This window comes from Terracoccus sp. 273MFTsu3.1 (genome assembly GCF_000383675.1).
Lineage (GTDB): Bacteria > Actinomycetota > Actinomycetes > Actinomycetales > Dermatophilaceae > Terrabacter.
The window spans coordinates 778636-793176 of sequence record NZ_KB911820.1 but is presented as its reverse complement, the minus strand read 5'-3'; the positions used below and the strand labels follow the sequence as shown (position 1 = coordinate 793176).

At 72.7% G+C, this 14541-nt stretch carries 13 protein-coding genes; 9 read left to right on the top strand and 4 right to left on the bottom strand.

Annotated features, from left to right (window positions below; genetic code table 11):
• Positions 1-15 precede the first annotated feature (15 nt).
• Entirely contained in the window at positions 16-1599 is a 1584-nt protein-coding gene (hutH, locus tag H283_RS0103655) for a histidine ammonia-lyase (RefSeq protein ID WP_020142165.1), read from the bottom strand.
• A gap of 100 nt (positions 1600-1699) precedes the next feature.
• Here hutH and H283_RS0103650 point away from each other — a divergent pair, with 100 nt between their 5' ends.
• The 8 genes from H283_RS0103650 to H283_RS0103615 all read left to right on the top strand — a co-directional run bounded on the left by H283_RS0103650 (position 1700) and on the right by H283_RS0103615 (position 10000).
• A complete protein-coding gene (locus H283_RS0103650; RefSeq protein ID WP_028785305.1) occupies positions 1700-2473 on the top strand; it encodes an IclR family transcriptional regulator in 774 nt (257 codons plus the stop codon).
• A 37-nt stretch (positions 2474-2510) separates the two neighbouring features.
• Positions 2511-3227, top strand: coding sequence for a Type 1 glutamine amidotransferase-like domain-containing protein (locus H283_RS0103645; RefSeq protein ID WP_020142163.1), 717 nt, complete (start codon positions 2511-2513; stop codon positions 3225-3227).
• Positions 3228-3237: 10 nt separating this feature from the next.
• On the top strand, positions 3238-4215 hold the full coding sequence (locus tag H283_RS0103640) for an NAD(P)H-quinone oxidoreductase (RefSeq protein ID WP_020142162.1): 978 nt from the start codon (positions 3238-3240) through the stop codon (positions 4213-4215).
• Positions 4216-4325: 110 nt separating this feature from the next.
• Positions 4326-4937: a hypothetical protein gene (locus H283_RS0103635; protein ID WP_020142161.1), complete on the top strand. Its 612-nt coding sequence runs from the start codon at positions 4326-4328 to the stop codon at positions 4935-4937.
• An 86-nt stretch (positions 4938-5023) separates the two neighbouring features.
• The gene (locus tag H283_RS0103630; protein WP_020142160.1) at positions 5024-5629 is read left to right on the top strand and encodes a PadR family transcriptional regulator; all 606 of its coding nucleotides are present in this window, start codon (positions 5024-5026) and stop codon (positions 5627-5629) included.
• The gene (locus H283_RS0103625; RefSeq protein WP_020142159.1) at positions 5626-6357 is read left to right on the top strand and encodes an ABC transporter ATP-binding protein; all 732 of its coding nucleotides are present in this window, start codon (positions 5626-5628) and stop codon (positions 6355-6357) included. Before H283_RS0103630 ends, H283_RS0103625 begins: the two co-directional genes overlap by 4 nt.
• Position 6358: 1 nt before the next feature.
• Positions 6359-9235 (top strand): ABC transporter permease, encoded by a 2877-nt coding sequence (locus H283_RS0103620; RefSeq protein ID WP_020142158.1) that lies wholly within the window; start codon positions 6359-6361, stop codon positions 9233-9235.
• A gap of 132 nt (positions 9236-9367) precedes the next feature.
• Positions 9368-10000, top strand: a complete 633-nt coding sequence (locus tag H283_RS0103615) for a proteasome activator (protein ID WP_020142157.1) — start codon at positions 9368-9370, stop codon at positions 9998-10000.
• Between the two features lie 101 nt (positions 10001-10101).
• Here H283_RS0103615 and H283_RS0103610 read toward each other — a convergent pair whose 3' ends face one another.
• Positions 10102-10785 carry a histidine phosphatase family protein gene (locus H283_RS0103610; RefSeq protein ID WP_020142156.1) on the bottom strand — a complete coding sequence of 228 codons (684 nt, stop codon included), beginning with the start codon at positions 10783-10785 and terminating at the stop codon, positions 10102-10104.
• Complete coding sequence (locus tag H283_RS0103605) at positions 10782-10994, bottom strand: hypothetical protein (RefSeq protein WP_020142155.1); 213 nt, start codon at positions 10992-10994, stop codon at positions 10782-10784. Before H283_RS0103605 ends, H283_RS0103610 begins: the two co-directional genes overlap by 4 nt.
• A gap of 103 nt (positions 10995-11097) precedes the next feature.
• Here H283_RS0103605 and H283_RS0103600 point away from each other — a divergent pair, with 103 nt between their 5' ends.
• Positions 11098-12771: a metallophosphoesterase gene (locus H283_RS0103600; protein WP_156022942.1), complete on the top strand. Its 1674-nt coding sequence runs from the start codon at positions 11098-11100 to the stop codon at positions 12769-12771.
• Here the strand turns inward: H283_RS0103600 and H283_RS0103595 are convergent.
• Positions 12761-14524: an AMP-binding protein gene (locus tag H283_RS0103595; protein WP_020142153.1), complete on the bottom strand. Its 1764-nt coding sequence runs from the start codon at positions 14522-14524 to the stop codon at positions 12761-12763. The genes H283_RS0103600 and H283_RS0103595 overlap by 11 nt on opposite strands.
• Between the last annotated feature and the right edge of the window lie 17 nt (positions 14525-14541).

The window sequence follows — 14541 nt, the reverse complement described above, 5'->3', positions numbered from 1 at the left end:
GGTGTGCCGGGTCGCTCAGCGGAGCGGGCCGGTGACGGACTCAGCGGCGGCGAGGACGTCCCCGTCGGTCACCGCCCGGTGGGCGCCCTCGATGTCGGGGGCGAGGAAGCGGTCGGGCCCCGGGGCCGCGTTCGTGCGAGCGGACAGCGCGGCGATGACCGCACCGGTGGCGGGCGACGGCTCGAGCGGGGACCTCAGCTGGATGCCGCGCGCCGCCGTCAGCACCTCGATGGCGAGGACGCGGCCGAGCGCGTCGACGGAGCGGCGCAGCTTGCGGGCACCCGACCAGCCCATCGACACGTGGTCCTCCTGCATGGCCGAGCTCGGGATGGAGTCGACCGACGCGGGGACGGCGAGGCGCTTCATCTCCGAGACCATGGCGGCCTGGGTGTACTGCGCGATCATGAGGCCCGAGTCGACGCCGGGGTCGTCGGCGAGGAAGGGCGGCAGGCCGTGGTTGCGAGCCTGGTCGAGGAAGCGGTCGGACCGGCGCTCGGACATCGAGGCGACGTCGGCCGCGACGATGGCGAGGAAGTCGAGGACGTAGGCGACGGGCGCGCCGTGGAAGTTGCCGTTGGACTCGACCCGGCCGTCGGGGGTGACGACGGGGTTGTCGACGGCCGAGGCCAGCTCGGCCGCGGCGACGCGGGCGGCGTGCTCGACCGTGTCACGGGCGCCGCCGTGCACCTGCGGCGCGCAGCGGAGCGAGTAGGCGTCCTGCACGCGGGTGCACTCCTCAGTGCGGTGCGAGTCCCGGATCGGCGAGTCCGCCATGACGGCCAGGATGTTCGCAGCCGACTCGCCCTGACCCACCTGGGGTCGCAGCGCGTGCAGGTCGGGCGCGAAGACGCTGTCGGAGCCGAGCAGGCCCTCGACGCTCATCGCGGCCGACACGTCGGCGACCTTGAGCAGGTGGCGCAGGTCGTGGATCGCGAGGACGAGCATGCCGAGCATGCCGTCGGTGCCGTTGATGAGGGCGAGGCCCTCCTTCTCGGCGAGGACGACCGGCTCGATCCCGTTGTCACGCAGGGCGGTTGCCGCGTCGGTGAGCGTGCCGTCGGCGAGGCGCACCGGCCCCTCGCCCATCGCGGCGAGCGCGCAGTGCGACAGCGGCGCGAGGTCGCCGGAGCAGCCGAGCGAACCGTACTCGTGCACGACGGGCGTGATGCCGGCACTGAGCAGGGCGGCATACGTCCTCGCGGTCTCGAGGCGGACGCCGGTGCGGCCCGTCGCGAGGGTCGACAGGCGCAGCAGCATGAGGGCGCGCACGACCTCGCGCTCGACCTCGGGCCCGGCGCCGGCGGCGTGCGAGCGCACGAGCGAGCGCTGCAGCTGGGCGCGCAGCGCCGTCGGGATGTGACGGGTCGCGAGCGCGCCGAAGCCGGTCGAGACGCCGTAGTGGGCGACGGTGTCGTTCGCGAGGTCCTCGATGACGGTGCGGCTGCGGGCGATCTCGGCCTCGGCGTCGGCGGACAGCTCGACCCGGGCGTCGTGGCGGGCGACGGCGACGACGTCGTCGAGGGAGAGCGGACCGGTGCCGACCGTGACGGTGCCGGCGCCGGTCACCGAGTGGGCGGCGGTGGCAGGTGCTGCGTTCATGGACCCATCGAACCGCCGAACGGCTGGCGCGGCGGGCCCCGAGGGGGGACAATTGTCTCGGATGCGAGACGTGCTCGATCGCGGACCGGAGGTGGCCCACATGTCCAACGCCCCGGCCGCCGCCAACGCCCTCGACGTCCTCGAGCACCTCTCCCGCCACGCCGAACCCGTGCCCGCGGCATCCATCGCCCGCGACCTCGGCCTGCCCCGGAGCTCGGTCTACCACCTGCTCAAGGTGCTGCACAGCCGCGGCTACGTCACCCACTACGTGGAGGAGCGGCGCTTCGGGCTCGGCCAGGCGGCGTACGAGCTCGGGTCCGCCTACCAGCGGCAGGCGCCCCTCGCCCGGGTCGCGCGGGCGGCCATGCGCCGGCTCGTCGACCAGTGCGGCCGCAACGCGCACTTCGCCACGCTCGACGGACGCGACGTCATCTACCTCCTCGAGGAACGCGCCCCGGGTCAGCCGATGCTCGTCACCGACGTCGGCGTGCGCCTGCCCGCCCACCTCACGGCCAGCGGTCTCGCCATGCTGTCCGCCCTCCCCGCGACGCAGGTGCGGGCGCTCTATCCCGACCGGGCGTCCTTCGTGCAACGCAGCGGTGGAGGGCCGCGGTCGCTCGGCGAGCTGCGGAGCGTGCTCACCCGCACGCGCACTGACGGCTACGCCCGCGAGGAGGGGACCGTGACGGCCGACCTGTCTTCGGTGGCCGTGCCCGTGCTCGACCGCGCCGGCCGGCCGCTCGCCGCGATCGCCCTGACGCTGCGGACACCCGACGCGAGCACGGAGCACGTCGCCGAGCTCGTGGCCCGGGCCCGTCTCGCCGCCGACGACATCGCCCGCCGTCTCAGTCCCAGCCCGACCGGTCGCCGCTGAGCCCCCACCGGGCACCGGGGTCTCCTAGGGTGCCGACATGGACGTCCACCTCATCGGCGGCGGCTGGGACGACACCCTCGCCCCCACGCTCTACGGACCCTTCGTCGAGGCCGCCGCGCGCCGCGCCGTCAACACCCCGCGCATCCTGCTCGTCGTCATGGGCACGGATCCCGAGTCGCTCGAGTACCACGAGAAGTACGTCCACACGCTCGGTCTCGTGGGTGGCCACGACCTCGTCGTCGAGCGGGTGGCCGAGGGCACGCCGCTGGACCCGGCGGTCCTCGACGGGGTCGACGGCCTCTTCGTCGGCGGCGGCCCCACGCCGGAGTACCACGCGTCACTCGCGGGCAGCTACCACCGGATCCGCGCGCTGGTGTCCGCAGGGATGCCGTATGCCGGGTTCTCCGCGGGTGCGGCCATCGCCGGCTCCCACGCCGTCATCGGCGGCTGGCTCCTCGACGGGCGGCCGGTCTGCCCGGAGGACAGCAACGAGGACCTCGACGACGTCGCCGTGGTCGGAGGCATCGGCCTCGTGCCGGGAGCCGTCGACGTGCACGCCGCCCAGTGGGGCAACGTCTCGCGACTCGTCGCCGCGGTGGCCGCGGGGCTGGCCCCGAGCGGAGTCGCGCTCGACGAGGGGACGCTCCTGCGGTCGGACGGCGCGGTGTCGGGCGCCGGGCGCGTGTGGCACGTCACGCCGGACCCGGCGACGCCCGGCGGGGCGCTCGTGCGTGCTCGGACCGCAGGTCAATAGGCTCGGCCTCATGCGCGCCATCACGATCCCCGAGCCCGGAGACGCCGACCACCTCGTCCTCGACGAGGTGCCTGACCCCGAGGTGGCGGCCGGCCACGTGCTCATCGACGTCGCCGCAGCGGGCGTCAACCGCGCCGACGTCATGCAGCGCCTCGGTCACTACCCTCCGCCGGCGGGCGCCTCGGAGTACCCGGGCCTCGAGGTGAGCGGCACCGTGGCGGCGCTCGGCGAGGGCGTACAGGACTGGCAGGTCGGCGACGAGGTGTGCGCCCTCATCGACGGAGGCGGCTACGCCGAGCGTGTCGTGGCGCCGGCCGAGCAGCTGCTGCCGGTGCCGCGCGGCGTCTCGCTCGTCGACGCCGCCGGACTGCCCGAGGTGACGTGCACCGTCTGGTCCAACGTCTTCCTCGTCGCCAACATCCAGCCGGGCCAGGTGCTCCTCGTCCACGGCGGCAGCTCCGGCATCGGCACCATGGCCATCCAGCTCGCCAAGGCGGTCGGCGCGCACGTCGCCGTCACGGCGGGCAGCCAGGCCAAGCTCGACGTGTGCCGCGACCTCGGTGCCGAGTTCCTGGTCAACTACCGCGAGGAGGACTTCGTCGAGCGCGTCCGCGAGCTGACGAAGGGTCACGGTGCCGACGTCATCCTCGACAACATGGGCGCGAAGTACCTCTCCCGCAACGTCGAGGCCCTCGCCATCAGCGGACGCCTCGTGACGATCGGCCTCATGGGCGGCCGCAAGGGCGAGCTCGACATGGGCCTGCTGCTGGCCAAGCGCGCCGCCGTCATCGCCACGTCGCTGCGGGCCCGCCCCGCGACGGAGAAGGCCGCCATCGTCGCCGCCGTGCGCGAGCACGTCTGGCCGCTCATCGAGGCCGGCGCGGTGCGCCCCGTCATCCACTCGCGCCACCCGCTCGAGCACGCCGCCGAGGCGCACCGCGAGATGGAGGCCTCGGGCCACATCGGCAAGATCCTCCTCACCACGTGAATCCGGTCGTGTCGGACTCGTCCACTGACGCGTCCGACACGACCGGCGTACCGTCGATCGATGGGCCACTTCGGCTCGGAGCGGCCCCCGATCGCAACGGGAGGTTCACGGTGTTCATCCAGGTCATCCAGGGTCGGTGCACTGACGCCGACGCCCTCCACCGGCAGATGGACCGGTGGAGCGAGCAGCTCGAGCCCGGCGCGTCCGGCTGGCTCGGGGGGACGTACGGGATCACGGACGACGGCGAGTTCGTCGGGGTCGTCCGCTTCGACTCGCGGGCCTCGGCCGAGGCCAACTCCGCCCGGCCCGAGCAGGGTGCGTGGTGGGAGGAGACGGCCCGGCTCTTCGACGGTGAGGTCAGCTTCCACGACTGCGACGACGTGACGATGATGCTCGACGGCGGCAGCGACGACGCCGGCTTCGTCCAGGTCATCCAGGGCCGACTCAGTGACCCGGAGCGCTTCCGTCACATGATGGAGGGGCCGATGGACATGCTCCACGAGGCCCGGCCCGACATCATCGGCGGCACGATCGCGATCGACGCCGACGGCTTCTTCACCCAGACGATGGCCTTCCGCACCGAGGACGCCGCGCGCGAGGGCGAGCAGAAGAGCCCGCCGCCCGAGGCCCAGGCGGAGATGGAGCAGATGATGGCGCTGATGAGCGACGTCAGCTACCACGACCTCCACCACCCGTGGTTCGCCTCGGCCGGCGCGCACTGACCGCGCGTCACCGCTTGCCATCCCCATGCATACTCGGTATACATGTCCTCACCTGAGACAATACCGAGTATGCAGGGGGCCTGTCGATGTCCGTCAAGCAGGGGTTGCTCGCACTGCTCGCCGAGGAGCCGATGTACGGCGCCCGGCTGCGCAGCGAGTTCGAGGCACGCACCGGCGGCACGTGGCCGCTCAACGTCGGTCAGGTCTACACGACCCTCGCCCGGCTCGAGCGCGACGGCCTCGTCGAGCCGGTCGGCGGCAGCGACGACGAGGGGCGCATCGCCTACCGACTCACCGACGCCGGTCGCACCGAGATCGACGCGTGGTGGCTCACCCCGGTCGACCGCGACTCGACGCCCCGCGACGAGCTCGTGATCAAGCTCGCCCTCGCCGTCACCGCGCCCGGTGTCGACGTCCCGCGTGTCGTCCAGACGCAGCGCACGGCCACGCTGAAGCACCTGCGCGACCTGACCCGGCTCAAGAGCCGGGCGAGCGACGAGCCCGACGCGCACGACCTCGCCTGGCAGCTCGTCCTCGAGAACCTCCTCTTCGCCGCCGAGGCGGAGGTCCGCTGGCTCGACCACGTCGAGTCCACCCTGAGCCGTATGCCGGCAGCCGCGGTCCGTCGCGCGCCCACGGTCGACGACGTGGCCGGGTCACCCGCCGCCCTCGCGAAGGGGGCGAGCGCATGAGCACCGACCCGACACCGGTCCTCGTCCTCGACCACGTCTCGCGCGTGCACGGCGAGGCCGAGACCGAGGTCGTCGCCCTGAGCCACGCGTCCCTCACCGTCGCCCGGGGTGAGCTCGTCGCCGTCATGGGTCCGTCGGGGTCGGGCAAGTCGAGCCTGCTCAACCTCGCCGGCGGTCTCGACCGCGCGACGTCGGGCAGGGTGGTCGTCGAGGGCGTCGACGTGACGTCCCTCGATGCCAAGGGCCTCGCCGCGCTGCGCCGCCGGTCGATCGGCTTCGTCTTCCAGGACCTCAACCTCATCCCGAGCCTGACCGCCGCCGAGAACATCGGCCTCCCGCTCGAGCTCGACGGGTGGTCGGTGCGCCGGGCCCGCTCGCAAGCCCTCGACGCCCTCGACCGGCTGCAGCTGCGTGAGCTCGCCGACCGCTTCCCCGACCAGATGTCCGGGGGTCAGCAGCAGCGGGTCGCCATCGCGCGAGCCCTCGTCGGCGAGCGCACGCTCGTGCTGGCCGACGAGCCGACCGGAGCGCTCGACTCCCACACGGGCGAGGGCGTGCTCAAGCTCCTGCGGCAGCGCTGCGACGCCGGGGCGGCGGGTCTGATCGTGACCCACGAGGCCCGGCACGCGGCGTGGGCCGACCGGGTCGTCTTCCTGCGCGACGGGGTCATCGTCGACGAGACGGGCGCGGCCCCGACGGCGGACTCCCTTCTCGCAGAGGCCCGCTGAGGTGGCGGCCCCGAGCTCCGAGGCGACGACACCGCGCCTCGCGCAGTGGCGGGCGGGGTGGCGCGTGTCGCTGCGGATGGCTCGCCGCGACGTCCGCCGCCACCGTGGCCGCAGCCTGCTCATCGTCATCATGGTCGGCCTCCCCGTCCTGCTCCTCACAGCCGGCAGCACCCTGTGGTTCAGCGAGGACGTCGACGCGGCCGAGCGCCTCCCGTTCCAGCTCGGCCAGACGCAGGGTTACCTCATCGACCCGATGGACTTCGCGATCCACCAGCTCGTCGATCCGCGGAGCTCGTACGGCAACGCCGCCCCCGAGGCCAAGGCGCGCCCCGTCCCCGGCTACGCGCCGGGCGCCGAGGGCGAGGCGCTCTCCCGCCTGCTGGGTGCGCAGCTCCACCCGGTCACCCTCGAGAACGGCACCGCGCGCGTCGGCACACGCCACACGAGTGCCGCGGTGCTCGGGATCGACCCTCGCGGAGCCGAGTCGGTGCTTGCGCCGCGAGCGACCCTCGAGAGCGGCCGGTGGCCCACCGCGGCTGACGAGGTCGTCGTCACCGATCTCGGCTTGGCCTCGGGGCTTCCCCGCTCCGGCACGATCCACCTCCAGGTCGCCACGGACACCGGCATGTCGGCCGAGCGCCCCGTCACCATCGTGGGCGTCGGCACGGGCTTCGGGACCTACGGAGCCGACGACGTGCACCCGGTCGAGCTCGTCCGCCTGCCGAGCGGCTCGGCCGAACGACAGTGGCTCGTCGACCGGGCGACGCCGATCACGTGGCCCGAGATCGAGCGTCTCAACACGTACGGGGTCGGTGCATTCTCCCGCCATGTGGTGGAGCACCCCGAGACCGTGGTCATCCCCGCCGACGCGTCCATGCCGAACAGCAACAGCACGTTGTTCCTCGTGCTGGCCGCCTCGACCGGTCTGCTCCTGCTCACGACGTTGCTGGCGGGACCGGCCTTCGCGGTGAGCGCCGCCAGGCAGCGCCACTCGCTGGCACTGGCCGCCTCCAACGGGGCAACCCTCGGACAGCTGCGCCGGACCGTCCTCGCCCAGGGCCTCGTCCTCGGGGTGCTGGCAGCGGTGGTGGGCGCGGCCCTCGGCCTGGCGGTCGGCCTCGTCGCCGTCCGCGGGGTCCACACCCTCTCGCCGGATCACTTCTTCGCGCCCTCCGAGATCTCGTGGGGGTCCGTCGCCATCGTCACCCTCGCCGGCGTGGTCAGCTCGGTCGTGGCCGCCCTCGTGCCCAGCCGCGGTCTCGGTCGACTCGACATCACCGCCGTCCTCAAGGGACAGCACGTGTCGCCACCCCTGCGCCGCCGCGTCCCGGCCACCGGCGTGCTCGTCGCCGCCCTCGGGGTGGGGGCGGTGTCCTACGCCTCCTACCGCTCGGCTGACGCCTACTTCTACGTCTTCGTCGGCGGCGTCCTGCTCATCGCCGTCGGCGCGATCCTCCTCGTGCCCCTGGTCCTCGCCGGCGTCGCCAGGTTCGGGCACCGGCTCCCCCTGCCTACCCGCATGGCCGCTCGGGAGGCCGGGCGCCTGCGCGGCAGGGCCACTCCGACCGTGGCCGCCATCATGGGCGGCGCCGCCGTGCTCACGACGGTCTGCATCGGGCTGCAGGCCGACACCGAGCGCGGGGCCCGGACCTACAGCCCCGAGATCGTCGAGGGGCAGGCGATCATCTACCCCGGCCCCGGTCCGTCCGCCGTCTCCGACGTCGCGCTGGCGGTGCACGCCGCCGACCCGTCGCTCAGGACGCTCGCCCCCAGGCGTCTCACGGACTCGCTGGACGGAACCTCGGTGCGTCTGGCCGCAGTCCGGCCCGGATGCTCCTTCGCCGAGACGGCCCCCGACCTCGTCTACTCCGGCGGCCTGACCATCGACGGCGACACGTTGCCTCCATGCGCGACCGTCTCTGCCGACGCGGTGGTACCCGGGGCGACCCTGCTCGTCGTCGACGAGGACGAGTTCGCCGACTTCGTGGGCCTCGACCCAGCGCAGCGGGCCACTTTCGCTCGGGGCGCGGTGGCTCTGCTCGACCCGAAGGAGGCCGCGCTGCTGCCGCCGAGCCACGCCGTCACGACCTCCGGCACGTCGGTGGAGGACCTCCGTCCGCTCGCCGTTCCCGTGACCGACGGCACCAGCGCGTGGCATCGCTACACGGTTCGGTACGGCACGGACGGGCTGCCGAAGCTCGACGACATCCCCCACTCGGTGGTGCGCCTGCCGACCATGACCCTGACCCACGAGCAGTGGGTGCGGGCCGTCGTTGCCGGCTACGGAGGGCCGGGAGCCTTCCTCCCGACCGCGGCCGCCGAGCGTCTCGGCCTGTCGAGCGAGGCGGAACGCCTGCTCGTCCGGGCCGACGCCGCGCTCACCGACTCGCAGGAGTCCGGACTGCGCGACAGCGTGCTGTCCCGCTTCCCGGGGTCCACCGTCACCGTCGAGCGGGGCTACCAGCGTCACGATGCCCTCATCATCGGGATCGTCATCGCGGTCATCGCGCTCATCATCCTCGTGGCGACGCTCATCGCCACGGCGTTGGGACAGGCCGAGGCGGCACCGATGCTGGGAACCCTCGCGGCCGTCGGAGCCACGCGAACGACTCGCCGTGCCCTCGGCGCGTCACAGGCCGGCTACCTCGCGCTCGTGGGGTCGGTCTTCGGCGTCCTCGTCGGCCTCGCACCGGGAGTCGCAGCCTCACGGATCCTGACCGCCTCGTACGCCGGCCCGGAGGTCAGCTACGACAGCGTCATCATCAGCATCCCCTGGGTGCAGATCCTGGCGCCGGTGCTGCTCGTGCCCATGGTGGCGGCTGCGCTCGCGTGGGTCTCGATCCGCCGAGCCCCGGTGGTGGTGCGCCGAGCCACCTGAGGCGACGTGACGCCACGTGACCACGTGACTCCACCACGCGGCATACCCCATGATCTCGGGGCCCGTGCGACCTGACGGGGGACGCACGGGCCCCGACCCCTGGGACCGGCGGGGTGAGGCAGGATGGTGCGCATGAGCGACGACGCGAGCCGACAGGGCCAGGGCACCGACACCGACTCCCCGCGCGACGAGCCGCGCATCGTCGTCGTCACGCCCGACGGCATGGGCGTCGCGGACGCCCAGGGCGAGGACCGCCCCGACGGACAGGACGCCCACCCGGAGGGACGCGAGGAGCGGCGCGAGCGGGAGCGCACCAACCCGGCCGACCTCGTCGAGGAGCCGGCCAAGGTGATGCGCATCGGGTCGATGATCAAGCAGCTGCTCGAGGAGGTGCGCAACGCGCCCCTCGACGAGGCCGGGCGCCGTCGCCTCGCCGACGTGCACCACCGCTCCATCGAGGAGCTCAAGGACGGTCTCGCTCCCGAGCTCGTCGCCGAGCTCGACCGGATCGCGCTGCCGTTCCGCGACGACTCGCCCAGCGATGCCGAGCTGCGCATCGCCCAGGCCCAGCTCGTCGGCTGGCTCGAGGGGCTCTTCCACGGCATCCAGACCGCGCTGGTCGCGCAGCAGATGGCGGCGCAGCAGCAGCTCCAGCAGATGCGCGCCCTGCCGCCCGGCCCCGGCAGCACCTACGGCACGCCCCCGGGCATGCAGCCCGGTGAGCCCCACCCCGGCGAGCCCGGGCCCACCGGCCAGTACCTCTGACGTCGGGCGCCGCACCACACGACAGTCCGCCACATGGCGGGTTGCTGCGGTGCCGAGGGCTGAGGGACCGCGTCAACCCGCCACGTGGCGGGTTGACGGGGCTAGAGCCAGCTCGAGCGCTCGCGCTCGGTCGGCACGACGTCGGTGTTCCACTGCGTGAACGGCGACTCGAGCCTGTAGCGGAAGTCCTTCTGGCGCAGCAGCACCACCGGCTGGGCGTTCTCCGGGTTGTCGAGCGACTCGAAGTAGTCGACGCTCCAGTGGAACCACCGCATGCAGAAGAGGCGCATCGTCAGGCCGTGCGTCACGATGACGACGTTGCGCGGCGCGGCCGGCGTCTCGAAGTTGCGGTGCATCGACTCGAGGAACGTCGACACCCGGTCGTAGACGTCCGACCCGGACTCGCCGTGGCTGAAGCGGTAGAAGAAGTGGCCGTAGAGGTCCCGCTCGGCCTTCTGCTCCGCGATGTCGACGGGGTCCTGGAAGTTGGCCCAGTCCTGCTCCCGCAGGCGCGGCTCCACCCGCACGTCCCGCTCGGCGACCGGCAGTCCGAGCGCATCGAGGGTCTGCCGCGTGCGGACGTAGGGCGAGACGTAGGCCTCGACCGACTCCCCGTCGAGCAGGTCGCGGATGGCGGCGCCCGTCTGGCGTGCCTGCTCGAAACCCCTGGGAGTCAGGCCGATCCGGTGGTCGGGGACCCGCTCGTAGATCGTGTCGTCGAGGTTCCCCTCGGACTCGCCGTGCCGCACGAGGATGATCCGGTTCGGTCGGTGCTCGAGGCTCACGGCCTCAGACTACGGTCGCGGCCGCGCGCCGCCCCTCGTGCCGCCCACGGAGCGACGAGCAGCACGAGCCAGGCGAAGCCCACGACGAAGCTCGCCACGAGGATGACGACCCCGGCCGACCCGCCGAGGACACGTGGCCCGACGGCGAGCAGGACGGCATACGCCATGAGCGCCGTGACGACGACGGCCTTGCGACGAGTCGACCCCATGACTCCCCCTCGCTGCGATGCGCTGACCACCCCATCGCACCACCCGCACGTGAACGGGCGGTGCCCTCCGGGTGACACGTCCCGGTCCGGTTAGGGTGAGGCGATGCGACAGGTGGGCGACCTGCTGACCGGTGACAGCCCCTGGCTGCGCCGGGCCTCGCACGTGCTCAAGTGGCTCGCGGTGCTCGCGGCCTGCTACCTCGGCGGCGTGGCCGCGACCAACCTCGCGCCGACCGTCGCCGAGACGTCGCAGTACCGCGCCGTCCTGCGGCTCGACCCGGTGCCGCGCCACTCCCCCGTGCTCCACGCGCCGACGATCGTCGGTGACGTCGACGTCCAGTTCGCCTCTCCCATCGTCGCGCCCGGCCTCGACGTGCAGGTCGCGGTGCGCGAGGAGATCACCAACCTCTTCACCCGGCCCGACGTCGACATCAAGGCGCTTCAACCCTCGCCCGACGAGATCTCGTCGGCGATCGCCCAGGCGGCGGTCGGCGTCGGCATCCGCTTCGTCCTCGGCGCGACGGCGATCGCGGTGCTCCTCGCCCTGGCCTCGCACTACATCCGGCAGCGCACCACCCGTCGCCACCACGTCCTCTTCGTCGCGTCGGCGATGGTCGTGGCGACGGCCGTGACCTTCGGCGGCATCGCCCTGACCTACCAGCCGAGCCGCTTCGCGGAGTACCGCACGAGCGGCGTCCTCGGCGTCGTCCAGCGCAACGCCGGCCTGCTCGCCGACGTCGAGGCGCGCGCCACCCAGGTGACGCCCTACTTCCGCAACCTCCTCGCGGTGACGCAGGCGCTCCAGCAGAAGTACGTCGCCGGCAACGTCAACGAGCCCGTCTCGGCGCGCTTGCTGCTCGTCTCCGACATCCACGGCGCGAACCAGTACGCCCTGATGCGCACGATCATCGCGGAGGAGGACATCGACGCCGTCATCGACAGCGGCGACCTCGTCAACTTCGGGCGCGTCCAGGAGGGCGACGCGGCGGGCCTCTACCGGTCCATCCAGTCGCTCGGCGTCCCTTACATCTTCACGAGCGGCAACCACGACCAGTCGTCGGCGAGCGACCGTGCCGTCGTCGCCCGCCTCGCGCGCATCCCCAACGTCGTGCTCCTCGAGGACGCCGCCGGGTCGCTGCGGGAGCTGACCTTCCACGGGCTGCGCATCACCGGCTTCAACGACCCGCGCTACTTCGGCGACGACAACGCCGACCCGACGGCCAAGGCCAAGCCCGCGGCCGACCGCTACAACGCGGCCGTCGCCGGTCAGCCCGAGCCCGACGTCGTCGTGACGCACGAGCCGTATGCCGCCGAGCAGGTCGAGCGGGGACGCCTGCTCATCAACGGGCACATGCACACCCCCGCGATCGAGGGCAACCGGATCCAGGTCGGCACCTTCACCGGTGGCGGGGTCGTCTCGCACTACTCCGAGGGCCCGGGGCAGGAGCTCGACGGGCAGCCGTACTCCTTCGACATCGCGCAGTTCGGCACGTCGTGCGAGCTGACCTCGCTGACCCGCTACTCCTTCCGTAACCTCCTCGAGGGCCGCCCCGCCTACGACAGCGTGCAGGTCATCAGCGGCGCCCGCATCGACCCCTACCGGCCCGCCGCACCGACCGTCCAGCAGCCCGGTCAGGACCAGCCGGACCCGGCCAAGCGCATCTGCAGCCGCATCGACGAGACGACGGTGCGGTCGCTGCCGCTCGCCTCGGACGACCCGACCCCGTCGGGCACGACGACCCCTGCCGCACCGTCCGGGCTGTCCGTCACCCCTTGAGGTCGGGGAACTGGTCGTCGCGCCACTCGTTGTCGGGCTGGTCGGCGCCGGCCGCCTCGAGGTCGGTCTCGCGGCCACGCAGCTCGACCCGGCGGATCTTGCCCGAGATCGTCTTGGGCAGCTCGAAGAACTCGATCCGCCGGACCCGCTGCCACGGCGCGAGCTTCTCGCGGGCGTGGGCGAGGATCGAGCGCGCGACGGCCTCGCCTGGCTCGTGGCCGGGGGCGAGGGCGATGTACGCCTTGGGCACGGCGAGGCGCACGGGGTCGGGCGCCGGCACGACGGCGGCCTCGGCGACGGCCGGGTGCTCGATGAGCACCGACTCGACCTCGAACGGGCTGATCTTGTAGTCGCTCGCCTTGAAGACGTCGTCGGTGCGTCCGACGAAGGAGATGTAGCCGTCGGCGTCGACCGAGGCGACGTCGCCCGTGTGGTAGAAACCGCCCGCCATGGCGTCGGCGTTGCGCTGCTCGTCACCCTGGTAGCCGGTCATGAGCGGGACGGGGTGCTGCGACAGGTCGAGGCAGATCTCGCCCTCACGGTTGCCGGCCGCGTCGGCCTCGGTGACGAGGACGTTCGTGATCGGGTCGACGACGACGACCGGGCAGCCGGGGAGCGGCCGACCCATCGAGCCGGGCTTGACGGTGGAGCCGGGGGTGTTGCCCACGGCAGCCGTCATCTCGGTCTGGCCGTAGCCGTCGCGGATCGTCAGGCCCCACGCCTTCTCGACCTGCGCGATGACCTCGGGGTTGAGCGGCTCGCCGGCACCGATGACCTCGCGCAGCGACCCCGGGCCGCCCGACAGGTCGCTCTTGATGAGCATCCGCCACACCGTCGGCGGCGCGCAGATCGAGGTGACCTCGTGCGTGCGCAGGACCCGCAGCAGGGCAGCCGGGTCGAACCGGCTGTAGTTGTAGACGAACGCCGTCGCCTCGGCCGCCCACGGTGCGAAGAACGACGACCACGCGTGCTTGGCCCATCCCGGGCTGCTGATGTTGAGGTGCACGTCGCCGGGCTGCAGCCCGATCCAGTACATCGTCGACAGGTGCCCGACGGGGTAGGAGCGCTGGGTGTGCTCGACGAGCTTGGGACGGCTCGTCGTGCCCGACGTGAAGTAGAGGAGCATCCGGTCGTCGGGCGCCGTGCCCGGGTGCTCGGTGGGCGGGATCTCGAGGTCGTATGCCGCCTCGTGGCGTTCCCAGCCGGCCGTGGCGGTCCCGGCTGGGTCGGCCCCACCGACGGCGACGCGGACGTAGTCGCCCGGCACGTCGTCGAGCTTGTGCACCTCGGACGCGTTGGTGATGACGGCTCGGGCGGCGCCGCGCTCCATCCGGTCGACGAGGTCGCCCGGGCCGACGGCGGTCGTCGTCGGCATGACGACGGCGCCGAGCTTGATGACGGCGAGCATCGACTCCCACAGCTCGACCTGGTTGCCGAGCATGAGGATGACCGAGTCACCGCGGCGCACACCGAGGGTGGCGAGGTGCGCGGCCACCTGGTCGGAGCGGCGGGCCATCTCGTCCCAGGAGTACGACGCAGACGACTCGTCCTGCTCGACGATCGTCAGGCAGGCGCCGTCGTTGCCCCGGGCGACGGCGTCGAACCAGTCGACGCCCCAGTTCCAGCGGTCTCCCACGTCGGGGAAGGTGAACTCGCGGACGGCACGGGCGTGGTCACCACGCAGGGCGAGCAGCTCGTCCCGGGCCGCCCGGTAGGTCGCGGTCACACCGGCTTCGTCGACAGTGGAGGTCATGACCCGACGATGCCACA